Annotated in this window: 22 protein-coding genes and 1 riboswitch; of the genes, 17 read left to right on the top strand and 5 right to left on the bottom strand. The window is 63.4% G+C overall.

Annotated elements, in window-relative coordinates; translation table 11 throughout:
* Window positions 1-69: 69 nt before the first annotated feature.
* From AC07UC_RS25165 to AC07UC_RS25150, 4 genes are all read left to right on the top strand, one after another.
* Entirely contained in the window at window positions 70-1,254 is a 1,185-nt protein-coding gene (locus tag AC07UC_RS25165; RefSeq protein WP_494907752.1) for an MFS transporter, read from the top strand.
* A 12-nt stretch (window positions 1,255-1,266) separates the two neighbouring features.
* Complete coding sequence (locus AC07UC_RS25160) at window positions 1,267-2,544, top strand: D-arabinono-1,4-lactone oxidase (protein ID WP_494907751.1); 1,278 nt, start codon at window positions 1,267-1,269, stop codon at window positions 2,542-2,544.
* The gene (locus AC07UC_RS25155) at window positions 2,541-3,674 is read left to right on the top strand and encodes an alanine racemase (protein ID WP_494907750.1); all 1,134 of its coding nucleotides are present in this window, start codon (window positions 2,541-2,543) and stop codon (window positions 3,672-3,674) included. Before AC07UC_RS25160 ends, AC07UC_RS25155 begins: the two co-directional genes overlap by 4 nt.
* A 333-nt stretch (window positions 3,675-4,007) precedes the next feature.
* The gene (locus tag AC07UC_RS25150) at window positions 4,008-4,958 is read left to right on the top strand and encodes a bifunctional helix-turn-helix transcriptional regulator/GNAT family N-acetyltransferase (protein WP_494907749.1); all 951 of its coding nucleotides are present in this window, start codon (window positions 4,008-4,010) and stop codon (window positions 4,956-4,958) included.
* A 6-nt stretch (window positions 4,959-4,964) separates the two neighbouring features.
* On the opposite strand, the gene AC07UC_RS25145 is transcribed toward AC07UC_RS25150, so the two are convergent.
* On the bottom strand, window positions 4,965-5,798 hold the full coding sequence (locus AC07UC_RS25145) for an AraC family transcriptional regulator (RefSeq protein ID WP_494907748.1): 834 nt from the start codon (window positions 5,796-5,798) through the stop codon (window positions 4,965-4,967).
* Between the two features lie 277 nt (window positions 5,799-6,075).
* A riboswitch (cobalamin riboswitch) is annotated at window positions 6,076-6,280 on the top strand.
* Between the two features lie 90 nt (window positions 6,281-6,370).
* Between AC07UC_RS25145 and AC07UC_RS25140 the strand changes: the two genes are divergently transcribed.
* The 8 genes from AC07UC_RS25140 to AC07UC_RS25105 all read left to right on the top strand — a co-directional run bounded on the left by AC07UC_RS25140 (window position 6,371) and on the right by AC07UC_RS25105 (window position 14,427).
* A complete protein-coding gene (locus AC07UC_RS25140; RefSeq protein ID WP_494907747.1) occupies window positions 6,371-6,769 on the top strand; it encodes a DUF1636 family protein in 399 nt (132 codons plus the stop codon).
* Window positions 6,766-7,554, top strand: a complete 789-nt coding sequence (locus AC07UC_RS25135) for an ABC transporter ATP-binding protein (RefSeq protein ID WP_494907746.1) — start codon at window positions 6,766-6,768, stop codon at window positions 7,552-7,554. The genes AC07UC_RS25140 and AC07UC_RS25135 overlap by 4 nt, the downstream gene beginning before the upstream one ends.
* Before the next feature lie 45 nt (window positions 7,555-7,599).
* Window positions 7,600-8,547 (top strand): ABC transporter substrate-binding protein, encoded by a 948-nt coding sequence (locus AC07UC_RS25130; protein ID WP_494907745.1) that lies wholly within the window; start codon window positions 7,600-7,602, stop codon window positions 8,545-8,547.
* Window positions 8,547-9,596, top strand: coding sequence for a FecCD family ABC transporter permease (locus tag AC07UC_RS25125; RefSeq protein ID WP_494907744.1), 1,050 nt, complete (start codon window positions 8,547-8,549; stop codon window positions 9,594-9,596). The genes AC07UC_RS25130 and AC07UC_RS25125 overlap by 1 nt, the downstream gene beginning before the upstream one ends.
* A gap of 147 nt (window positions 9,597-9,743) precedes the next feature.
* Window positions 9,744-10,223 carry a MarR family winged helix-turn-helix transcriptional regulator gene (locus tag AC07UC_RS25120; RefSeq protein WP_140768170.1) on the top strand — a complete coding sequence of 160 codons (480 nt, stop codon included), beginning with the start codon at window positions 9,744-9,746 and terminating at the stop codon, window positions 10,221-10,223.
* Window positions 10,220-11,401 carry an HlyD family secretion protein gene (locus AC07UC_RS25115; RefSeq protein WP_202323064.1) on the top strand — a complete coding sequence of 394 codons (1,182 nt, stop codon included), beginning with the start codon at window positions 10,220-10,222 and terminating at the stop codon, window positions 11,399-11,401. Before AC07UC_RS25120 ends, AC07UC_RS25115 begins: the two co-directional genes overlap by 4 nt.
* Before the next feature lie 306 nt (window positions 11,402-11,707).
* Window positions 11,708-13,243: a DHA2 family efflux MFS transporter permease subunit gene (locus AC07UC_RS25110; protein WP_202323063.1), complete on the top strand. Its 1,536-nt coding sequence runs from the start codon at window positions 11,708-11,710 to the stop codon at window positions 13,241-13,243.
* A 200-nt stretch (window positions 13,244-13,443) separates the two neighbouring features.
* Complete coding sequence (locus tag AC07UC_RS25105) at window positions 13,444-14,427, top strand: isopenicillin N synthase family dioxygenase (protein ID WP_494907743.1); 984 nt, start codon at window positions 13,444-13,446, stop codon at window positions 14,425-14,427.
* Between the two features lie 16 nt (window positions 14,428-14,443).
* Here AC07UC_RS25105 and AC07UC_RS25100 read toward each other — a convergent pair whose 3' ends face one another.
* Window positions 14,444-14,956 (bottom strand): CAP domain-containing protein, encoded by a 513-nt coding sequence (locus AC07UC_RS25100; protein WP_140768162.1) that lies wholly within the window; start codon window positions 14,954-14,956, stop codon window positions 14,444-14,446.
* A gap of 97 nt (window positions 14,957-15,053) precedes the next feature.
* On the opposite strand from AC07UC_RS25100, the gene AC07UC_RS25095 reads away from it, so the two are divergent.
* Together AC07UC_RS25095 and AC07UC_RS25090 are read left to right on the top strand one after the other, a co-directional pair.
* Window positions 15,054-15,449 carry a VOC family protein gene (locus AC07UC_RS25095; RefSeq protein ID WP_494907742.1) on the top strand — a complete coding sequence of 132 codons (396 nt, stop codon included), beginning with the start codon at window positions 15,054-15,056 and terminating at the stop codon, window positions 15,447-15,449.
* A gap of 179 nt (window positions 15,450-15,628) precedes the next feature.
* Complete coding sequence (locus AC07UC_RS25090; RefSeq protein ID WP_140768158.1) at window positions 15,629-16,453, top strand: DUF2189 domain-containing protein; 825 nt, start codon at window positions 15,629-15,631, stop codon at window positions 16,451-16,453.
* A gap of 168 nt (window positions 16,454-16,621) precedes the next feature.
* Here AC07UC_RS25090 and AC07UC_RS25085 read toward each other — a convergent pair whose 3' ends face one another.
* Window positions 16,622-17,254 (bottom strand): LysE family translocator, encoded by a 633-nt coding sequence (locus AC07UC_RS25085; protein ID WP_140768156.1) that lies wholly within the window; start codon window positions 17,252-17,254, stop codon window positions 16,622-16,624.
* Between the two features lie 141 nt (window positions 17,255-17,395).
* Complete coding sequence (locus tag AC07UC_RS25080; RefSeq protein WP_494907741.1) at window positions 17,396-19,381, bottom strand: TadE/TadG family type IV pilus assembly protein; 1,986 nt, start codon at window positions 19,379-19,381, stop codon at window positions 17,396-17,398.
* Window positions 19,382-19,745: 364 nt separating this feature from the next.
* Here AC07UC_RS25080 and AC07UC_RS25075 point away from each other — a divergent pair, with 364 nt between their 5' ends.
* Together AC07UC_RS25075 and AC07UC_RS25070 are read left to right on the top strand one after the other, a co-directional pair.
* Window positions 19,746-20,606: a TIGR01459 family HAD-type hydrolase gene (locus AC07UC_RS25075; RefSeq protein ID WP_140768154.1), complete on the top strand. Its 861-nt coding sequence runs from the start codon at window positions 19,746-19,748 to the stop codon at window positions 20,604-20,606.
* A gap of 6 nt (window positions 20,607-20,612) precedes the next feature.
* A complete protein-coding gene (locus AC07UC_RS25070) occupies window positions 20,613-21,593 on the top strand; it encodes a bifunctional riboflavin kinase/FAD synthetase (RefSeq protein ID WP_494907740.1) in 981 nt (326 codons plus the stop codon).
* A gap of 75 nt (window positions 21,594-21,668) precedes the next feature.
* Here the strand turns inward: AC07UC_RS25070 and AC07UC_RS25065 are convergent, their stop codons facing one another.
* Window positions 21,669-22,223: an HdeD family acid-resistance protein gene (locus AC07UC_RS25065; protein ID WP_140768150.1), complete on the bottom strand. Its 555-nt coding sequence runs from the start codon at window positions 22,221-22,223 to the stop codon at window positions 21,669-21,671.
* Window positions 22,224-22,411: 188 nt separating this feature from the next.
* Between AC07UC_RS25065 and AC07UC_RS25060 the strand changes: the two genes are divergently transcribed.
* A complete protein-coding gene (locus AC07UC_RS25060; RefSeq protein ID WP_172351041.1) occupies window positions 22,412-23,224 on the top strand; it encodes a MipA/OmpV family protein in 813 nt (270 codons plus the stop codon).
* Window positions 23,225-23,430 lie beyond the last annotated feature (206 nt).

Here is a 23,430-nt window from a genome sequence, read left to right as displayed (position 1 = left end):
ATCAGGTCCTGAAAATGCTGACAGATTGTCAGCTTTTCTGCCGTGCGGCAAGGATGTTGGGAGGCGCCTTTGACATCTGGTGACTCGCATACCGGGAGCGGCGACTGGCTGGTCGGCAACCCGACCGGCGGCCAGCTTGCCTCCGCCCTGTGGATCGGATCGGTCGGTCTGCTCATTCTCGGTATGCAGCCGGTTTTGCTCGGCGCCCTTTATACAGAGGGCCATGTCAGCGGCGATGAACTGGCACTGGTCGCCACCGCCGAGCTGATCGCCATCGCGATCGGTTCGGCGATCGTCGCGACGCTGCTCTCGGCCCGCAACATGCGCTGGAAGAGTGCGGCCCTCCTGCTCCTGCTGGCGCTGGCGAATGCCTGGACCGCCTATGCCGCCGGCGCCAACATGTTGATGGCGGCCCGCGCCGTGGCCGGCCTTGCCGAAGGCGGCCTTGTCGCGGTCGCCACCGAACTGATCGCCCGCTCGCGCCGGGCCGAGCGCATCGGCGGCTATTTCGTCACCATGCAGACGCTGGCGCAGTGCCCTCTGGCCCTGCTGCTGGCGCTCTATGTCATTCCAGCGGCCGGGTCGGCCGGCGGCTTCCTGGTTCTGGCGGTCGTCTGCATCCTGTCGCTGGGGGTCGCCTTCACGGTCCCCGCCGCCTACGCCGATCTGCCCAAGGACGAGGATCTGGCCAATGTGCTCACGGTTCCTTCGATCACGGCGTTGTTGTGCATCTTCTGCTACTTCATGTTCTTTGGCTCGATCTGGGCCTTTCTGGAGCCGCTTGGCGCCCAATTCGGCATCGACGGCCGCACCGTTGGCCTGATCGTATCGGCCAGCCTCGCGATGCAGGTTCTAGGCGCGATGACCGCGACCGTGTTCGAGGCGCGCATCGACTATCGCCTTGCCATAGCCGGAATTGGCACCGTCGCACTTGTCGCCTCGCTCATCCTCGCCAGCGGACCTGGCCTCACCACGTTCTGGGTCGCCGCCCTGGTCATGGGTTTTATTCTCCTGTTCATCGTGCCCTATCAGATCCGGCTGACGATCACGGCGGACGAGACCCGCACGGCCGTGCTCTTGGTGCCGGCCGCGCAGCTCCTTGGCCTGGCGGTCGGGCCGGTCGCGGCGTCGCTGCTCATTGACGGCAAGGATTTTCGCCCGGTTCCGGAATTCGCTGTCGGCAGTGCCTTGGCCAGTGTGCTGCTGCTCGGCCTGTTCGTCCTCGTCTCGCGGCACCGCCGCGCCGTTGCCTGACCGGGGGGTAATATGTCCAGCTGGAGCAACTGGTCGGGCTATGTCACGGCCGAGCCGCGGCTGATCGCCAGCCCCGCCGATGCCGGTGAAGTAGGTGATCTCATTCGCACCGCACCCGGCCCGATCCGCGTCGTCGGTGCCGGTCACTCCTTCACGCCGCTGGTGAAATCGCAAGGCACCATCCTGTCCCTGGAGAAACTGGAGGGGCTGGTCTCGCATGATGCTGAAAAGCATCAGGCGCGCGTGCGGGCGGGCACGCGGCTTGGTTCGCTCATGCACATCCTGCAGGATATCGGCCAGGGCCTGCCCAATATGGGCGACATCGACCGCCAGGCGATCGGCGGCGCATTGGGCACCGCGACCCATGGCTCGGGACCGACGCTCGGCGCCTATCACACGCAATTGGAGACGGTGCAGATCGTCGACGGGCTTGGCAAGGTTCGCGAATTCACCAGGGCAGGGGATCAGGACACGATCCACGCCATCGGCGTCGCGCTCGGTGCCTTCGGCGTCATGAGCGAAATGACGTTGAACAACATTGCGACCTACAGGCTGCGCCGCCGTAAATGGGTGCTGCCGATCGCCGACATGCTGCGCGATTTCGAAACGATGATGAGCGCGCACCGGTCGGCCGAATTCTACTACATCCCGTTCTCCGGCCATGCGCAGTTCATCGCCAGCGACTTGAGCGACGCGGCGACCACCGCGCGTCCTACCGAGAATGACGAGGCCGGACTGCGGACACTGCGCCGGCTGCGCACCGGGCTCGCCTGGCTGCCGTCACTGCGCCGCCGGCTGATCCAGGGTGCCGTCGCCAAGGTGCCGTCCGAGGACTATGTGCAGGACTGGCTCAATGTCTATGCCAGCGACCGGCAGACCAGATTCAACGAGATGGAATATCACCTTCCGTTCGAGGAGGGACCGAAGGCGCTGGCCGAAATCATCGAGCTGACCGAAAAGCGCTTTCCCGAAGTCTATTTCCCAATGGAGGTGCGCAGCGTCGCGGCCGATCAGTTCTGGCTCTCGCCCTTCTACAACAGGCCGACCTGTTCGATCGCCATCCACCACGATGCGGCGAACGATCCGTTGCCGTTCATGCAGGCGGCCGAGCCGGTCTTTCGCAGATATGGCGGCAGGCCGCATTGGGGCAAGATGCACAGCCTGAAGGCGGCGGACTTCAAGAAGCTCTATCCGCGCTGGGACGATGCCATGGCGGTGCGCCGCGACATCGATCCGCGAAACCGTTTCGTCTCGCCCTATATGGCTGGCTTGTTCGGCATCGAACCATGAGCGCCTATTTCGCCACTCTATCGCAGGCGCTGAAGCAGGCCGGTATCTTCCAGCCCTGTCTGGTGCTGGACCGCGACCGGCTGGACAGCAACATCGCCCTGGTGAAGGACAGGCTTGATCCCAGCCTTGCCGTGCGGCTGGTCGACAAGTCGCTCGCTTGCCTGCCGCTGCTTTCGCATATCGGCAAGGCGCTTGGAACCGATCGCTTCATGACTTTCCATCCGCCGATCAGCGCGGCGGTGCTGAAGGCGTTCCCGCATGCGGATCTGCTATACGGCAAACCGATGCCGGTCAGCGCGGCAAGAGCGGTGCTGGTGAAGGGCGACGCCGACTGGTCGCGTGTCTGCTGGCTGGTCGACAGCGACGAAAGACTGGCGGAATATGGCGCTCTGGCCGCTGATCTCGCTATCGAACTGCGTATCGCCTTCGAGGTCGATGTCGGCCTGCATCGCGGCGGGTTTGCCCGCCCGGCCGAGATCAAGGCGCTGACGGTGCCGAAGGGCCTGTGTTGCGAAGGCATCATGGCCTATGAGGCGCATGCGCCGGAAATCCCCGGGCTGTTTGGCGGTGCTGCCAAGGCGTTGATGAAAGCCTCGGCGCTGGCGGCAGATTTCGTCGTGGCACTCGAACCGGATCAGCGCCGCATCCTCAACATCGGCGGCTCGAAGACGGCGCTGCTGCATGGCGCGGGCGTTGCCAACGAAGTCTCGATCGGCTCGGCTTTCGTCCTGCCCAGCGATTTCGACAAGCCGGGGCTCAACGGATTCCAGCCGGCCGCCTTCATCGCCACCCCGATCCTCAAGGCGGCCGATGCGGCGCTGCCAGGCCCGGTCTGGTTCTCGAAGGCCTTGCAGGCGCTCGGCCTCTTCCCGCGCAAAGGCTGCTATCTCTATGGCGGCAAGTGGATGGCCGAAGCGGTGTTCCCGGAAGGCATGAAACCAAACGGTCTGATGGGGTTTTCCTCCAACCAGCAATTCATGAGCCTGCCGGCAACAGCGCAGGTGAAGCCGGGGGATTATGCCTTTCTGAGGCCGACGCAGAGCGAGGCTGTGCTGCAGCAATTCGGGCCGATCGCGGTATTTTCTGGCGGCAAGATCGTTGATCGCTGGCCGGTGTTGCCGATGGGTTGAGGGGCGCCACTGCGGTCGTGATTGGCGCACCGACCCCGCGATGTCGTCATTCTAGGGCGGAGCGACGCGAAGCGGAGCGCAGATCCTAGAATCCATGCCGTTACCCTTCCGCTATGCAACGAAATGGATTCTTGGCGCCTAATGCAGACCCATGAAGCCCGTTCTGCGGCGTGGCGCGCTTCGGCCACCGTCACGGAATGGATTCCAGGGTCTGCGCGCGTCGCTTCGCTCCTTGCTCCGCCCTAGAATGACGAAGTTGTGAGGTGCGTCGGGTCAACCATTTTATTGACTAAGTCAACCAAATGATCAATCCTGTGCGGACAGGAGATGCCCATGACGATTCACCATCAGCCCGGTAACGAAGCGCCCAACAAAGACCTGATCGACGCGGTGCGGGCTTTCAACCGCTTCTACACCCGCCAGATCGGGCTGCTCGACGAAGGGCTGCTGAAAAGCGCCTTCTCGCTGACCGAGGCGCGCGTGCTCTACGAACTGGCGCACCGCGACGGTCTGACCGCGACGGACCTCGGGCGCGACCTCGGTCTCGACGCCGGCTATGTCAGCCGTCTGCTGAAGAAGTTCGAGCGCCTTCACCTCATCTCCAGGTCGACGGTGGTTTCGGACGCCAGGCAATCGTCGATTGCGCTGACGCTGGCGGGCAGGAATGCCTTCGCGCCGCTGAACAAGGATTCGCACGACCAGGTCGCGGCGCTCCTCGATCGGCTGCCTGCGTCGGAGCAGGACCGGCTGGTGAAATCCATGCGGACGGTCCAGGCTCTGCTGGGTGAAAGCGCCGAGCCAAGGATCCCTTATCTGTTGCGGCCCCTGCAGGTCGGCGACATTGGCTGGATCATCCGCCGGCAAGGCATGCTCTACGCGCAGGACTATGGCTGGGACGAAACCTATGAGGCGCTGGTTGCCGAAATCCTCGCGGCATTCGTCAAATCCTTCGACCCGAAATGGGAACGAAGCTGGATCGCCGAGCGTGATGGCGAGGTCGTCGGCTCGGTCTTCGTCGTGCGTAAATCGCCCGAGGTGGCGAAGCTGCGCCTGCTCTATGTCGAACCTTCGGCGCGTGGCCTCGGCATCGGCAGGCGGCTGGTCGAGGAATGCATCGGCTTTGCCCGTGCGAAGGGCTACAAGACGCTGACCTTGTGGACCAACGATATCCTGATAGCCGCCCGGCACATCTACCAGGCGGTCGGCTTCACACTGACCGAGGAAGAACCTCACCACTCCTTCGGCAAGGATCTGGTCGGCCAGACCTGGGACTTGGAATTGTAGTGCCGGTCAATCCTTGATCGGCACCCAGATCTCCAGTCCGCCATTGCCGCTGCGCGGATCGAACTCCGGACCGTAGCGTTCGAATTCCGGCGCGTCCGCTATCTCGTGCCCGGAGGCCGGCAGCCATTTGTTCCAGATCGTGTTGACGGTGCGGCGGATGGTCGAGATGTGCTCGCGATGCGCAAACACCGCATATTTCTGGGCGGGTATGCGCACGCGGCTGAGTTCCCTTGGAAGGTCGGAAAAATCGGTGACCTCGACACCGGCGACGTAGTCGAAATTGCCGGCATCGTCGCCGTTGGCGCAGACGCCGTAGGCGACGTCGCCGGTCTCGCCCGGAATGTTGCAGATATAGGGACCGAAGCGTTGCCACTGCATCGGAATGGCGGCGCTGGTTTCACAGGTGTAGCGTTCGCCGAGCCCAGCGATCAGCAACGGCCGGCTGGTCTCGAAGCGTGGTGGTTCGAGAGCGGAAAGAAAGGATTGGTCCATCAGGATCGGCTCCACGAGGTCGAGGGTCTTGGTCGAGCCTTGCGCGCGCACCATCTCGGGCGTGGTGCCGAACTGGTCGCGGAAGGCGCGGGTGAAAGCCTCATGCGAGCTGTAGCCGGCATCGAGCGCCACCGAGAGGATGTCGGGGGCTCCGCCGGCCAGCCTGCGCGCCGCCTCGGTCAGCCTGCGTGCGCGCATGTAGCCCATGACCGAGCGGCCGGTGGCAGCGCCGAAGGCGCGCGTCACATGAAAGCGCGACACGCCGCTGCTTTGGGCGACATCGTCGAGCGAGATCGCCTCCGGCAGATGGCTCTCGACAAACCACAGCGCTTTCTCGGTCGGGTTCATGGGTTCCTCGCATTGAGCGGATCATCTTGCCGCCTTCGCGCGCGGCAGTTTGATCGAAATTGCGCTTGCCGTGCAATCCGGACGGCAACGCTCCGCGGCCAGCCGCATCTCCAGGAGCGAGACTGGCTCGATGTCTTCTTTCGGGCAGAAGCCTCACTTGACTTAGCCGAGCGGTACGATTTAAATCGTAATGTAATTACATTACGTCTGTAAGTTCAGCGCCGCCGCGGGATCGACAATGCACCGAGAAATCCGTTGCGAAGCAATTGGGGGAAAACTACGATCGAGTGGTGATGGTCCCCGAGTCGAAAGGCGAGGGGTGAAAAGGGAACACGGTGAGACCCAATAGGTCGAAGCCGTGGCTGCCCCCGCAACTGTAAGCGGTGAGCAAGATCCGAAATGCCACTGGCCGGCAAGGCTGGGAAGGCAGGATTGCGCAACGACCCGCGAGCCAGGAGACCTGCCATCACTGAGTTGACCGGACGGGGTGTGCCGGGAGGAAACGTGGACGTCGGTCTTGTCGGCCGTCTCGCCAACATCCTTCCGTCGCCAGTTTTGGAAAGTGACGGAAGTTGGACGGCGCTATCGATCACCGCATCATCGTGTGCACGCTTTGCCGTGACGTTCCGACCGGTATCCGGTCGGGCGAAAGCCTGTGCGCCGATTTGTGCTCCCGGCTCTCGGCCCATGATGAACCCGCCGTGGCGCATGGCTTCACGATCGAAGGCGTCGAATGCATGGCGGGCTGCGCACGGCCGCTGACGGTAGCCTTCCAGGCGCCGGGCAAGGCCACCTATCTCTTCGGCTCCGTCGATGCCGAGGCCGACGCCGGTGATCTCGTGCGATTTGCCAGGCTTTACGCCTCGCTCGCCGACGGTTGGTGCAATTCCGGACAACGTCCGCCGCGGCTGGCCGGCAAGACGCTGGCCCGCATCCCGGCGCCGGGCAAGCTGGCGGGTGATAGTCGATGACAATGCCACTCCTCGAGGCGCGCGACCTGGGTGCCGTGGCGAATGGCCGGAATCTGGTCCATGCGGTCAGCCTTTCGATCGCCACCGGCGATCGTCTCGCCATCATCGGCCCCAATGGCGCCGGCAAGACGACGCTGCTGCGCATGCTATCGGGCATGCTCAGGCCAAGTTCGGGCGAGGTGACGCTTGGCGGGCGACGCCTGGACAGGATCTCGACAGCCGAGCGGGCCTTGCACATGGCCGTCGTCGGCCAGACCGACCAGCCGGATCCGCGGCTGGCGGTGATCGACTATGTCGAACTTGGCCGCGTTCCGCATGCCGGCCTGAGGCGCAGGAGCGAGGAGCGTGACATCGTGGTGGACGCGCTGCGCCGGACCGGCCTTCTGCCGCTGCTTGGCCGCACCATTGGCTCGCTGTCTGGCGGGGAGCGCCAACGCGCCCAGCTGGCGCGCGCCATCGCGCAGCAACCGAAAGTGTTGTTCCTCGACGAGCCGACCAACCATCTCGACCCGCGTGCTCGCGGCGAGCTTCTCGAACTCGTCGCCGGCTTCGGCATGACGGTGATCGCGGTGCTGCACGACCTGGCCCTGGTGGCGCCGTTCGCCACCAGGGTCGCGGTGATGAACGAAGCGCGGCTGCACGCGTTGGCCGCACCGCGCGAAGCGCTGACGCAACAGCTGATCCGCGAAATTTTCGGCGTCGACGTGTTTCGCCTGCGCCACCCCACCGAGGACCGTGAACTGACGGTGTTCGATGTTCCGAACCGCGCCGCGCCGCCATCCTGATCGAACCATCCCTCATCAGCACTGTTCAACCAAGGAGCAAAATCCGTGAAACGTCTCGCCTTGTTGCTCGTCTTTTCCTTGCTGGCCTCTACCGCCTTCGCTTTCCCCGTCACCGTCGACAGTTGCGGCAAGCCGCTGACCTTCGACGCGCCGCCCAAGCGCGCAGTCATCCATGATCTCAACATGGCCGAGATGGCCTTCGCGCTGAAGCTGCAGCCGTCGATCGTCGGCCTGACCGGCATCACCGGATGGTACAAGGTCGGCCCCGAATTCAAGGCCGAGCAGGGCTCCATCCCGGAACTCGCGCCCAAATACCCGACGCTCGAGAACCTGGTCGCCGTCGAGCCCGATTTCTTCTTCGCCGGCTGGTACTATGGCATGAAGCCGGGCGGCGACGTGACGCCCGACACGCTCGCCCCGCACGGCATCAAGACACTGGTGTTGACCGAGAGCTGCGTCCATCTCGACAAGAACCGCCCGGCGGCTTCCATGGACCTGCTCTATGGCGATGTTGAAAAGCTGGGCAAGATCTTTGGCAAGGAGACCGAGGCGCAGAAGCTTGTCGCCGGCTGGAAGGCGCAACTCGCCGACATCACCGCGAAGGTCGGCGACGCCAAGGGAACCCGCGTGTTCCTCTATGATTCCGGCGAGGACAAGCCGTTCACCGCCGGAAAGTTCGCCATTCCCAGCGCCATGATATCAGCCGCCGGCGGTGACAACATCATGGCCGACATGGACACCAGCTGGGGCAACACCGACTGGGAAACCGTGGCCTCGCGCAATCCGCAATTCCTCATCCTGCTCGACTACCAGGATGGCGGCGGCTACAGGAAACTGCTCGATTTCCTGAAGGCGCATCCGGCGATGAAGGAGACGGACGCGGTCAAGAACGAGCGCTTCGTGGCCCTTCGCTATGCCGAACTGACGCCTGGACCGGCAAACATCGAGGCGATCGCCAAGATCGCCAAGGCGATGCATCCGGAAGCGTTCTGATGCTTCTTGCCCCAGGGCAAAAATCCGGCGCGCTTTCCGGGCACAAGGCATTCGCGCTGGCCATGGTGGCGGGCACGGTGGCGGTCGTCGCCCTCGTGCTGCTGTCGATAGCCTATGGGTCGACGCTGATCCCGCTGACCGACGTCATCGCCTCGCTTGGCCATGCCGTCGGGCTGCATGAACACCAGGTGTCGGGCCCGGTCGGCAAGATCGTCGTCGATCTCAGGCTGCCGCGCACGATCCTGGCGGTCTGTGTCGGTGCCGGCCTCGGTATAACAGGTGCTTTGCTGCAGACGGTGACCCGCAACGATCTCGCCGATCCTTTCCTGTTCGGCCTGTCGTCGGGGGCCGCCGCCGGCGCTGTTTCCGTCATCACCGTCTTCGGCGACAGTTTTGGCATCTGGACCTTGCCGGTCGCCGCCTTCACCGGCGGCATACTGGCCGCCTGCATCGTCCTGCTGCTGGTCGCACGGGTCAGGGGGCAGGGGCCGGAACGGCTGATCCTCGCCGGCCTTGCCGTCTCCTTCCTGTTCACGGCATTGACCAATTATCTGGTCTTTGCCGGAGACCAGCGCGCGGCCCATTCGGTGCTGTTCTGGACGATGGGCGGGCTCGGACTGGCGCGCTGGGACAATGTCTGGCTGGGCGCCTTGGGAGCCGGCACGATCGCGGCCTACGGGCTGTGGAACCACCGCAGGCTGGACGCCTTCCTGGCCGGTGAAAGTGCTGCCGAAAGCCTTGGCGTGCCGGTGGCGCGCATGCGCAGGGCGACGTTTCTCGTCGCAGCCTTCTCCACGGCAATTCTCGTCTCGGTCGCCGGCGTCATCGGCTTTGTCGGATTGATGATCCCGCATCTGTCGCGGCCGCTGGCCGGTCCCTTGCATCTGCGCCTGATCGCAAGCTGTGCATTGTTCGGGGCTGTGCTCTTGCTGGCAAGCGATCTTCTCGCCCGGACGCTGCTGCCGCCGCAGGAACTGCCGATAGGCATCATAACCAGCTCGCTCGGTGCCTTCTTCGTCGTCACGCTGGTCGTCCGAAACCGCCTGTGAAAAGGCCGATTCCTGCCTGGCCGGCTGTCTCCAGCGGTTCACTGATTGCCAGCCGCGATCGCGTTGCAAGACCGCCATGCACATTTGCCGGCTTCGGCCGTCACGTGACATCTTGAATAGTAAGCACGCTTATTATATGTATCGCTCATGGTTTCTGATGGCATAGATAGACTGGGCTTTTTGATCCACGACGTGCAACGTCTGCTGCGCAAGCGCTTCGAGACGCGTGCCAGCGGGCTTGGCCTTTCGTCGGCGCAATGGCGCCTCATGGTGCGTGTCGCTAAGGAGGCAGGCGTTACCCAGGCGCGGCTCGCGGAACTGCTCGAAATCGAGCCGATCAGCGTCTCGCGCCTCGTTGACCGGATGGAGGAGGGCGGCTGGATCGAACGCCGCGCCGACGCCGCCGACCGCCGCGTGCGCATGATTTTCCCGACAGCCAAGGCGAGCGCCGCCTATGCCGAGGTCAAGAGCCTCGCCGGCGAAGTCTATGAGGAATCGCTTGTCGGCGTTTCGCCCGAGGACCGCCGCGTCCTGATCAGGGCGCTCGATGTAATCGTGCAGAATCTGACGGACGGCGAGGCTTCGTCGCTTGAAAAGGTAAAGAGTGCGGAAGGCGCAGCAGCATGAATGCGGTAGCCAAGGTCGACGAAAACGCCCCCAAGGTCGAGATGGAAGCACCGGCCCAGCCGGTTGCCGCCCCTGTCGCGGTCGCCCCGCCCGTAGTGCCGGTGCCGGCGGCGCCGAAGAAGAAGCGCCGCATGGGCCGCTTCTTTTTGATGTTCGCCTTGCCGGCCGCGCTGATCATCGGCGGCGGCTATGTCTGGGTGACCGGTGGGCGCTATCAGGAGACGGAGAACGCCAATCTGCAGCAGGCCAAGGTTTCGATCGCCTCGGACACGGCAGGCCGCATCGTCCAGGTCGCCATATCGGACCATCAGTTGGTCAAGCAGGGGGATCTCCTGTTCGCAATCGACCCCGAGCCTTACCGGATCGCGCTCGCCCAGGCCGACGCCGCGGTTGCCGCGGCACGCCTCAATGTCGAGCAACTGCGTGCCGCCTACAGCCAGTCGATGGCGCAGGAGAAGTCCGCCAGCAGCGAGGTCGACTACGCCCAGTCGCAATATGACCGCGCCGCCGATCTCGCGCAGAAGGGCATCAACGCCAAGTCGTCGCTGGATCAGGCCCGCAACGACCTCGACAAGGCAAAGCAGCAGGTCGCCGTCGCCCAGCAAGGCATTGTCAGTGCCAAGGCAGCACTTGGCGGCAACCCCGACATCGAAACCGACAAGCATCCAACCGTGATGTCGGCGCTCGCCGCGCGCGACAAGGCCGCCTACGACCTGGCGCAGACCACGGTCAAGGCGCCCGCCGATGGCGTCATCTCGCAGGCCTCGTCGTTCAAGGTCGGCCAGTTTGTCGGCTCCGGCACGCCGCTGTTTTCGCTGGTCGAGACCGGCGACACCTGGATCGATGCCAATTTCAAGGAAACCCAGCTCACCAACATGAAGCCGGGCCAGAAGGCCGAGATCGTGGTCGATACCTATCCGGGCAAGACCTTTGAGGCGACGGTCAAGGCGATCGGTGCGGGAACGGGTGCTGAATTCTCGCTGCTGCCCGCACAGAACGCCACCGGCAACTGGGTCAAGGTCACGCAGCGCATCCCGGTGCGCCTGGAGCTTACCGATCCCGACGCCAGGATGGCGCTGCGGACGGGCATGAGCGCCTCTGTCACCGTCGACACCGGCGTTGCCCGCGGTTTCCCCGCGATATTCGGTCACGCCAAGGCTGGCGAGGCCGCGCAATAAGTCAGCGGAAGCCCGCGCGGACCAGGCGGGTGGACGTGGATAAAAGGATTGGTCTGATGGGAGGAGTGGGAAGGATCAGCGCCTGGTTCGAGCCGTGTTGCGGCTTGGCCGAATCTGAAATCTTCGACACGGACCCGTCGGTCCTCATGTTTCCGGGCGGCAGGCATCCGCTCATCAGAGAGTCTCGGTCGATGTAACCCCCACATCGATAATCGCGTCCCACCGCGATGAGGCTCTCTCAACGGAAGGCTTTGCCGCCCGGAAACCCTATGTACACGTTTTTGTTACCGGCTGGAAGTTCCGCGGATGAGCACGCCCGAATCCTTCAAAGAAGTGCCGCATCGCGGCCTGATCACGGTCGCGCTCATGCTGGCGACCGTCATGCAGGCGCTCGACACCACGATTGCCAACGTCGCCCTGCCGACCATGACCGGCGATCTCGGCGCCTCTCCGGACAACATCAACTGGGTGCTTACGTCCTACATCGTGGCCGCCGCCATCATGACGCCGGTCACCGGCTGGCTCTCCGACCGCTTCGGCCGCAAGGAGCTGTTCCTGACGGCCGTGGTCGGCTTCACCATCTTCTCCATGCTGTGCGGCCTGGCATGGAGCCTCGAAACCATTGTGCTGTTCCGGCTGATGCAGGGCGTGTTCGGCGCCGCCATCGTGCCGCTGTCGCAGACCTTCCTGCTCGACATCAACCCCAAGGAGCGTCACGGCCAGGCCATGGCCATCTGGGGCGCCGGCATCATGCTGGGACCGATCCTGGGCCCGACGCTGGGCGGCTGGCTGACCGAGAATTTCAACTGGCGCTGGGTGTTCTTCATCAACCTGCCGGTCGGCATCGTCGCCTTCCTTGGCATGGCCGCCTATCTGCCGGCCGTTGCCCGGCGGGTGCGCAGCTTCGATTTCTTCGGCTTTGCCATGATATCGCTCGGCGTCGGCGCGCTGCAGCTGATGCTCGATCGCGGCGGTGAGGTCGACTGGTTTTCCTCGGTCGAGATATGGATCGAACTCGGTTTGGCCATCACTGGCTTCTGGGTGTTCATCATCCACACCATGACGGCAGAACATCCCTTTATCGACCCCAAGATCTTCCTCGATCGCAATTTCGTGACCGGCCTGGCGTTCATCTTCGTCATGGGTGTGCTCATCCTGGCCTCGATGTCGCTGCTGCCGCCGATGCTGTCGACCATCTTCGGCTATCCGACCATCACCATCGGCATCGTCATCGGTCCGCGCGGTGTCGGCACGATGATCTCGATGCTCGTCGTGGGGCGCATCATGGGAAAGATCGACGCTAGAATTCTCGTCGTCATCGGTTTTCTCCTGACCGCGCAGTCGCTCTACACCATGGCCAGTTTCACGCCGCAAATGGACAACTGGCTGATCATCAGCTCCGGGGTGATCCAGGGCCTGGGCATGGGCATGGTGTTCGTACCGCTGTCGACGGTTACGTTCGCCACGCTCGACGTACGCTTCCGCACCGATGCGACCGCGTTGTTCAGCCTGGTGCGCAATCTTGGCTCGTCGATCGGCGTTTCGGTCGTGACGGTGCTGCTGGTGCGCAACACGCAGATCAACCACGCCGAGCTTTCTGCCTTCATCAACCCGTTCAATCCCAACCTCTGGGCAGTCTCGCCCGCGGCAGCCGGCGGCGATCCCACGGCGCTGTCGGAGGTCGATCGCATGGTCAATATCCAGGCGATGATGATCTCCTACGTCAACGACTTCAAAATACTGATGATGATGACGCTGCTCGCCATCCCGTTCGTCTTCCTGCTGCGCAAGCCGAAAGCCGGCCCGGCCGGCGGCGGCGCACCCGCCGCGCATATGGACTAGGCCCCGCGGCAGGCAATCTGTCTGCCGCCGATATGGACTAGGCCGCGGCAGGCAATCTGTCTGCCGCCGATATGGACTAGGCCGCGGCAGGCAATATGCCTGCCGCCGATATGGACTAGGATTGCCGCGTCGGTTGGTGCTAGCTCATTGCGGAAGCGGCCTGCATCGTTTGGCCGTTGACCCAGCGGGGCGTAAGAACGATGCGGCACCAGACATTTCCGGTATTCGATCTCGGGCGGTTCGAAGACGCCGGCGCCGAGGAGAAGCAGGCGCTCGGCGCCGAGGTCGACCGCATCTGCCGCGACACCGGGTTCCTGGCTGTTACCAATCACGGCATTCCACAGGCGGTGATCGATGCGGCATGGTCGAAGGCACGGGCCTTTTTCGATCTGGCGCCGGAGCAAAAGCAGCGCTCGAAGGCGCCCTACAAGGGCTATCCCTACGGCTATCTTGGCCCTGAACTCGAAGCATTGGCCAAATCCCGCAACGTCGACACGCCGCCCGACCTCAAGGAGAGTTTCAACGGCGGCCCCCTGAGCGTGCCGCAAGGCATGTCCGATCCCGAGGCGCTCGCCTTCTGCTATGCCGAAACGATCTGGCCCGGAGAACCGGAGGGGTTCGTCGACGCCTGGAAAGCCTACTATGCGGCGCTCGAGGATCTGGCGCTGCGCGTCATGCGTGTCTTCGCCACCGCGCTTGGTCTGCCCGAAAATCATTTCGACAGCTATCTCGATGCGCCGATCAGCGCGCTTCGGGCGCTCAACTATCCCGAACAGCATGCCGCGCCTAAACCCGGCCAGATCCGCGCCGGCGCCCACACCGACTATGGCAGCCTGACCATCCTCCTGCCGCAGGCCGGATCACGCGGCCTTCAGATCATCACGCCGGATGGAGAATGGACCGAGGTGCCGCCGATCCCGGGAGCCTTCGTCATCAATATCGGCGACCTGATGGCGCGCTGGACCAACGATCGTTGGGTCTCCACCGTGCATCGCGTGGTCAATCCGCCGGCGGATGAGGGTGGCAAGGACCGGCGCCAGTCCATGGCCTTCTTCCACCAGCCGAACTGGGACGCGGAGATCAAGGTGCTGCACGCCTGCCTCGCCGACGGCGAAGCGCCGAAATACGAGCCTGTGCGCTCCGGCCCCTATCTGATGGGAAAATTCAAGGCGACGACCAAGTAGGCCGGGCAGGGAAGTTCTATTTTCCGAGCACGAGAGCCCAGTAGCGCAGGCTGGAGTCGCGGCCGTCGCGCACATAGGCAAGGCCGAAGCGGGTGAAGCGCGGGTCGAGCATGTTACGGCGATGGCCGGGCGAATGCGCCCAGATGTCGAACAGCTTCTGCTGGTCGAAGCGGCCCTCGGCGATGTTTTCGGCGGCGGCACCGGCAATGCCATTGTCCTTGACGCGCGAGGCAAAGTCCTTGCCCCAGCCCGTGGTGTGGCTCATGCGCTCCCGCGATGCCATGTAGCCGGCCTGCTGAAGCGCCGCCTGTTCGAGTTGGGCGTCGGGAACGAGCGGGCCAAGCCCCGCCGAGGCGCGCAGGCTCGCCAGCGTGCCGGTCGCGGAGGAGGAAACCCCGGCGCCTTGCCCGGTCGGCAGCGAGACGGTGCCGCAGGCGGCGAGCCCGGCCAAGGCCGCGAGGCCGGCTGCCTTGAGCCATGTGCGCCTGTTCAGGCCTTTTTGACGGATTTCGACTTTTTCAGCTGTCATGCCCGTCTGACATAGTCGCGATCATGGCTTTTGCCGGGCAGGGCGGCGAAAATCGCGACCACAGGCCACGAGCCGATTCGAAAAGGAGATCCAAGACATGCTGCATCACATCTCCTTTGGCGTTTCAAACATCGAGCGCTCTGCTGCCTTCTATGATGCCGTGCTGGCGCCGCTCGGCTATGTCAGGGTCTGGGACGATCTCAGACCCGGCGAGCCCGATCAGGCCGTAGGCTACGGTATTGCCGGTGGCGGCGACAAGCTGGCGCTGAAACTTCGCCCGAAAGGACAGCACCCGCCCGGCCCGGGTTTCCATCTGGCTTTCGCCGCGCCGGATCGTCAGAGCATCGCGCGGTTCCATGCGGCCGCGCTTGCTCACGGCGGGCGCGACAACGGCGCGCCAGGCCCGCGGCCCGACTATGGCCCGCACTACCATGCCGCGTTTGTCATCGATCCGGATGGCCATCACCTAGAGGCGGTTTTCAATTCGCCCTGATAGCGGCCGGATTGGGTTCTGCCGGGCCGGAGACGAAAATCCCGTGAGGAGAGCCGAAACGCCGTCCACGCAGCGACAATCCCGGGAAGATCGGCTATGATGCCTTCGTTCATGAAGTGGCAGCTACGGGCGGCCACCCCAGGCGGTGACCGCCCCCCGAAGAAAAACGGAGGATGGTTATGGCCGGCTTTCATGTCATGGCGGACGCTTACGGGATGCATGTGCAGCCCACGGTGCGCCGCATCACCACGGCGGATCTCTGGGACGCGCTCAGGCTCGGTGCCGAGGATTTCTGGGCCAAACCCTCGCACTACGTGTTCCTGTGCCTGATCTACCCGGTCGTCGGCCTGATCCTGACGCAGTGGACATCGGGCTCCAACGCCATCCAGCTTGTCTATCCCTTGATGTCGGGCTTTGCCCTGGTCGGGCCTTTCGCCGCGATCGGGCTTTACGAGATCAGCCGCCGGCGCGAACTCGGCATGAACACGGATTGGCGCCATGCGCTCGATGTGCGCCGCTCCCCGGCGCTGCCGTCGATCGCGGTCATCGGCATCATGTTGTTTGCACTGTTCCTGTTGTGGCTGTTCACCGCCCAATCGATCTACACCAGCCTGTTCGGCGACCAGCCGCCGGCTTCGATCGGCGCTTTTGTCCGCGATGTGCTGACGACCAGCAAGGGCTGGACGTTGATTCTGCTTGGCAACGCGGCCGGTTTTGTCTTTGCGGTGGTGGTGCTGGCCACGACGGTGATCGCCTTTCCGCTGCTGCTCGACCGGGATGTCGGTGCCGTCTCGGCAATCGAGACCTCGGCCCGGGCGGTGATGGCTAACCCGCTGCAGATGGCGCTGTGGGGGCTGCTGGTCGCCGTGCTTCTGGTGATCGGTTCGATCCCGCTGTTTGCCGGGCTGGCCGTGGTCATGCCGATCCTGGGTCACGCCACCTGGCACCTCTACCGCAAGGTGATCGAGCCGGCGCAGATCCGGCCGATCCGCCGGCCGATGTAGGCTAAGGCATGATCCTCAAAAGTGGGAACCGGTTTTGGGAAAAGATCATGCTTGGATAGAGCATGATCCTCAAAAGTGGGAACCGGTATTGGGAAAAGATCATGCTTGGATAGGGCATCATCCCCAAAAGTGGGAACTGGTTTTGGGAAAAGATCTTGCTGGAGGGACTCAGCGCTGCGCGTCGGTCGCCATCTTCAGCGCCAGTGCCGTCAGCACGGTTCCCATCATCCAGCGTTGGATGACCAGCCACAGCGGCCGTCCGGCAAGGAATGTGGCGATAGAACCGGCCGTCACCGCGATGATGGCATTGACGGTCAGGCTGATCGTGATCTGCGTCGCGCCCAGAACCAGCAGCTGTGACAGGACATGGCCTTTGCCGATGCTGATGAATTGCGGCAGCAGCGACAGATAGAGAACGGCCACTTTCGGATTGAGCAGATTGGTCATCAGCCCCATGGCGAACAGCTTGCGCGGCCCGTCTTTCGGCAGGTCGCGCACCTGGAAGGGCGAACGTCCGCCAGGCTTCACTGCTTGCCAGGCCAACCACAAGAGGTAGAGCACGCCGGCAAAGCGCAACGCATCGTAGGCATAGGGCACGGCGAGCAGCAGTGCGGTGATCCCGAACGCCGCCGAAAGCACATAGAACAGGAAGCCGACCGCAACCCCGCCAAGCGAGATCAGTCCGGCCTTTGGCCCTTGCGACAGCGAGCGTGAGATCAGGTAGATCATGTTCGGGCCTGGCGTCAGCACCATGCCGAGGCAGACCAGCGCGAAGGCGAGATGGTTGGCGGTATCGGGCATTGTTTGTCCCCAAGCGTGCCGCGATGGATGCGCGATCCCGCGAGCGGCCAATATCTGCCTGTCGCGGCGGGCGCCCGCAAGGGCTTGGGCGGCGCAGGCATTGCGCCAGCGGGTGCATGATTCCGTTCGACGCGACGCGCTCTAGCCGACCACCCGAAGGTTCGACAGTTCATTGCCGATTTCCTTGAAATCATTCGACAGGCTGGCGCCGGTCGCATTCCAGAACAGCTTCGCCGGTTTGCTCGGGTTCGTCGGATCCTTGCGGAAGCGCGAGTCAGAGGAGCAGGATTTCAGCGCATCGATTGCCAGCTTGTCGCTGGCCTTGGTCGTCGACAGGTCGAGCGCCACCGTCATCACCATGATGTTGGCCGCCTTGGCGTTGTTGCAAAGCGCTGCCATCTGCTCGTTGAGCGCGTTGGTGTAGTTGCCGTTCGAATAGTCGAACTGACCGATGGCGCTCGATGTGCCCATGAACAGGCGGCCGACCGAAGTGCCGTTGTAGCCGGGGTTGAGATAGCCATAGGACGCATAGGTCGATTTCGAGTTCGCGGGATCGGAATAGCTCAGCGAGGACGGCGTATAATAGGTGTTGGCGCCGTCGGTCAGCACGATCACTACCTTGTCATTGCCTTTCTCGGTTTCCGCCCGCCCTTGCGTGAACGGCTCGCCACTCGAAACCACGCGCCAACCCCACGCCATGCCCTCGGGAACATTGGTGCCGCCATTCGGCTGCATCAGGTCGATGGCGGCCTTGATCGAGGTGAGCCCATCGGTGACGCTGACATCGGTCAGCGGCGTGATTGGATTGGTGGTGCAGCTGTAGTTCGGGCCGTTGCCGGCAGGCAGCGCCGGCGCATTGATCGGCCGCGGCTGGAAATACTTGGCCATGTTGCGCAGCCGCGATTGGCCGGTGCTGCTCGAAGGATCGTCATTCCACCAGCTGTTCACCGCGCCATAGGTTACCGGTGCGGCCTCGTCGGGATCCTGGGTGAGCTTCCAGTGGTTGCCGGGCTCGTCCGGGGCGAACATGGGCACGAACATCGTTGCCGGATCGCCGACGCCTATGCCGGTGTTGGCGGTGCCGCCGGATGGCGGCGTGTCGTTGATATTGTAGGGGTAGGGCCGGGCCTCCACGCAGCCTTGCCAACTGGCGAACGGCCCGTAGGAGTCGATGTAGTCATATTCGTCGTGGCTGCGCTTGCAGGTGTTGTTCGAATTGTATGCGTCGCAAACCACCCGCTTGCTGTTGACGACGCGCTCGTGGTTGGTGACGACCTGCATGTCCCGGTAGAGCGAAAACCGGGTCAGCATCTGGCCTTCCTCGCTGCCCCAGCCGGTGCCGCGCTTGTACCAGATGCCGTTGGTCTGCTGGGCGTATTTGTTGGCCGCATTCAGCGTCGACCAGTCGAAATTCTCGTTCGACACCGGCGACAGGCCCTCTGTGTCCATCCACGACGCGTTGCCGTTGCCGGGGCCGACATTGACCGAAGCGGCAAAGGGCACGAGGCCAAACTGCACCGGCTTGTCGACCTGCTTGATCATGGCCGCCTGCTGGGCCAGCGTGTCGACCAGTTGCTTGGACGCGGTCTTGAGAAGATCGATGCGCTTTTGTCCGGAGCCGGTGCCGAGTGTGGTCATTGACCCGGAATTGTCGAGCACCAGGGCAACTTCCAGCGTGTTCTTCAGCCGCACCTGGGAGGTGACGTTGAAGCTGATCCTTTGGTTCGCGTCGATTGCGGATTTACCGACAAGCTGCGCGAAGGCCGGGTAGAAATAGGGCTTGTAGGCAAGCTGCGCCGTCATGGTGAGCAGGCCACCACCGCTGGTGTTGCTCGGCAAGATGACGTTGAGCGTCGTGCTGGCGGGATCGACATCGTTCAGGTTGGCGTTGAAGAAGTCGAGCGCGTAGGCCCTCAGCTGGTCGTCGGTCGCGCCTTCCGTCAGCCGGCGCGCCGTGGCGAAGTTGGCGGCGTCGAGCGCATTCGTCACCATCTGCTTTTCACGGTTCATTTCCGTGAAGTCGACCGCGATCGCCAGGCCGCCCATCAGCGGTACCATCGCCACGACTGTCATAAGAGCATAGTTGCCGCGCCGGTCGCGGCGAAACTGACGCCAGATTTCATGCATGTCTTGCAGCGGCCCCCGCCGGCGGATTCTCGGTCTGCGCCAGCTTTTCACAAAACGCTGAAAGACGGGTTTGGGAAACCGCTCTATTGCTTGGTCGGCGCTTCACCAACCGCTAACCAATCAAAAGGCCACAGCCCTGACGCCGCCCAGAAAAACGCCTGCCGACGCAGGACGTGGGCATATCGGGCTGACAAATAACAGGGATAAGACGGCGCTCATGGTCGTCCAGTCCAACTCTCATTGATCAATTGACGAGGCTGCCAGGCGAAAGCTGGTGACAGCATGGAGCGGTTCGGATAATTCGAACCCGCTGCGGCGACCCGTCGGCCGCGGCACTCGCAACGCTCATATTGAAGGAAACGGCATGGCGAATTCGCCTGAAATCGTCGGCTCGCTCGAAGACGTCTCGAAAGCCTATTCGGCAATCCTTTGCGATGTCTGGGGCGTGGTGCACAATGGCGAATGGCATTTTCCGGCGGCCGCGGCGGCGCTTGCCGAGGCCAGGACAGCCGGTATCCCGGTTGTCCTTATCACCAATTCGCCTCGCCGCAGCGCCGACGTCGTGGCTCAGATGAGCGTGATCGGCGTTCCGCCATCGGCCTACGACCGTGTGGTGACCTCGGGTGATGTGACCCGCGACCTGATCGCGGAGGGCCCGCGCAAGATCTTCCACATAGGCGCCGAACGCGATCTGACCCTTTATGACGGCCTCGATGTCGATCTCGTCGAGGAATTCGAGGCCGCCGGTGTTGTTTGCACCGGGCTGTTCAACGACGAGATCGAGAAGCCTGAGGATTATACGGATCTTTTGCGCCGATTGCGTGCCAGGAACCTGCCGTTCATCTGCGCCAATCCCGATATCATGGTGGAGCGCGGCGAACGGATCATCTGGTGTGCGGGTGCCCTGGCGCGCGACTATGCCCAGCTCGGCGGCCGCACGCTGATCGCGGGAAAGCCTTACACGCCGATCTACGACGTCGCGATGAAAGAAGTGGCGGAGGTGCTTGGGCGGCCGGTTGAGCGTTCGCAGGTGCTGGCCATCGGCGACGGGATGATGACCGACGTGAAGGGCGCGGCCGACAATGGTTTCGACGTTCTCTATGTCTCCGGCGGCATCCATGCCCGCGACTACGGCGAAGCGTCCCGGCCGGATCCGGCAAAGCTCGGTCTCTTCCTGGAGCGGCACGGCTATCGTCCGGTGGCCGTCATAGCCAGACTGCAGTAGGTGACAATGGTGGCCTTCCAGCATCTCTCGGCAACCGCGCCGCTGCCAGCCGATCTGCGGGGTGGCGTTGTCGCGATCGGCAATTTCGATGGTGTCCACCGTGGCCATCAGGCGGTGCTCGAGCGGGCGTTGGCCGAGGCTGGGCGGCGCGACGTGCCGGCCCTGGTGCTGACCTTCGAACCGCACCCGCGCAAGGTCTTCAGGCCCGACATTCCGTTGTTCGTGCTGACCCCGCCGCCGATGAAGGCGCAGCTTCTGTCGTTGCTCGGTTTTGCCGCGCTCGTCAAGCAGCCGTTCACGCGTGACTTCGCCTCGCTGTCGGCGGAAGCTTTCGTCACCGACGTGCTGGAGAGGACGCTCGGCATCACCCATGCCGTGACCGGTTTCGATTTCCATTTCGGCAAGGACCGCCAGGGTGGACCGGCCTATCTGATGGCAGCCGGCGAACTCCATGGCTTTGGCGTCACGCTCGTCGACGCTTTTCGCGACGAGGGCGCCGAGGTGGTCTCGTCAAGCCGGATCCGGGGCTTGCTCTGCGATGGCGAGGTGGCCGAGGCCGCCGGTCTGCTCGGCTATCGCTTCACTGTGGAAAGCGAGGTGGTCGGTGGCCAGCGGCTCGGCCGAACGCTCGGCTTTCCGACCGCGAATATGCGGCTTCCCGCGGAAGCCACCCTCAAGGAAGGAATTTATGCCGTCCGCTTTCGGCGCGCCGACGGCACGTTGCGTGATGGCGTCGCCAGCTTCGGCCGCCGCCCGACCGTCGACGACAATGGCGCGCCGCTTCTGGAGACCTTTGTCTTCGATTTTTCCGGCGATCTCTATGGCGAGATCTGCCAGGTCTCGTTCTTCGGCTTCCTGCGCAGCGAGATCAAATTCGACGGGCTCGACGCGCTGGTCATGCAGATGAAGAGGGACGAAGCCGAGGCGAGGGCGCTGCTTGCAGGCGTCAAGCCGCTTTCACAACTCGACGCTGCCATCGCCTTTTAAAAGCGCTATCCCGGACCGGATATCCGCGCCGGCGGACCGGTTTTCGCGCAAGACCGTGCCCGGGAAGGCTCTACTTTACTTTTTCAGCGCCAGGCCGACGGCGATGAAGGTCCAGCCCTGGAAGATCAGGTCGATCGCCAGGAACAGTCCGAGCACCCACACGCTGTTGACCGGCCAACCCATGGCGATGATCAGGCCGGCAAGCACGCTGATGGCGCCTGCCGCGACAATCCAGCCCCAGCCTTGTTCCGGACGGTGACTGAAGCCGACCCATGCCCGCAGCGCGCCGGACGCGACGAGCGCGACGGCCAGCAGGAAGGTCAGCACCGCCGAGGCCAGCAGCGGATTGTCGAAAGCGAAAAACCCGGCGACCGCGTAAAGCAGGCCGCTGAGCAGCCAGTAGAAGAAGCGCCCCCAGGTCTTGACCCCGAAAGCATGCATGATCTCGATGATGCCGGCCACCAGCATCAGCCAGCCGACGACGTAGACGGAAGCCACAGTGGCGATGAACAAATTGCCGAAGGCAATGCCGCCGAGGATCAACAGCAATACGCCCAGACCGACAAACCATCCCCACTTTGCTCGCGTCTGGCCGATCGCGTTCTTCAGTGTATCGCCGTGCAGTGTCATGTCGCCACCTCCGTTGAGGACTGCCAGAATAAAACGAAGTTACCCTTGGGGCCGACCGGCGTCCAGCCGAGAGCGGATCGGATGATGCAAGCAATGCGAGGCTTATGTCTCTGCTTTAAATCAAATTTTACCAAAGCCTCGTCAAAGCTGTCGCCGAAGGGCAGTTGTATCGTGTTAGTGGAGTAGCCATGAGTCCGTTCGGAAAGATTTCTGCAGCCTTGGCTACCGTCATGCTGGCCACATCGGGCGCGGCCGAGGCCGGCGACGGCGCTTTCGGCTGGCTGTCCGGCGACTGGTATCTGACGGTTGGCGCCACTGGCCTGGTTGCGCCGAATTTCGAGGGCGGCAAGAAATACATGCTTAGCGCCCAGCCCATCATCTCTTTGGGCAAGGCCGGTCCCCAGGCACGCTTCACCTCGCGCAACGACAACATCTCGCTGGCGCTTGTCGACGACGGCGGCGTTCGCGCCGGTTTGACCGGCAAGTTCCTGTTTTCGCGCGACGACGGCGATGCCGACGAGCTCAAGGGCCTGGATCCGGTCCGTTGGGGTGGTGAAGTCGGCGGCTTTTTCGAATTCTATCCGACGGACTGGATGCGCGCGCGCGCCGAATTGCGGCACGGCATCCGTGCCCATAATGGCTTTGTCGCCGATATCGCCGCCGACGCCTTCTACGATGTGACGCCAACCGTCAGGATTTCGGGTGGCCCGCGCGTGTCCTTTGCCTCGGCCAACTATTTCGACGCCTATTACGGCGTCAACGCGCAGGAAGCCGTGGCCTCGGGCCTGAGCCAGTATAATCCTGGTGGTGGCCTGAAATCCGTCGGCCTCGGCGGCGCGGTGACCTGGAAGGTAACCGATCCGATGACCGCCAGCCTGTTCGGCGAATATTCGCGCCTGGAGGGTCCGGCGGCCGATTCCAGCCTGGTCAGGGAGCGCGGCGATCGCAACCAGTTCATGGTCGGTGTGTCGACCACCTATCGCTTCGACTTCAAGATGTAGGCGAATCGAACGAGACGCTTTATTCCTGCGCCTATCTCCGCTAAAAGCCCACCAATGACGAGCTTTTCGCGCTTTCGTGTGCTGACGATACGAATTACCGGCCCGGTGTTCCGGGCGGCCTGAGCGCCGCCGGAGCCGCCGGGACTTTTGCGCGCACCCTCGCGCTTTTTCCAGAACATCGACGCATATCGCCCAAAAGTGGGTCC

This window comes from Mesorhizobium sp. GW821-FHT04C10 (assembly GCF_059420305.1).
This window is presented reverse-complemented; position numbering and strand designations above follow the sequence as displayed.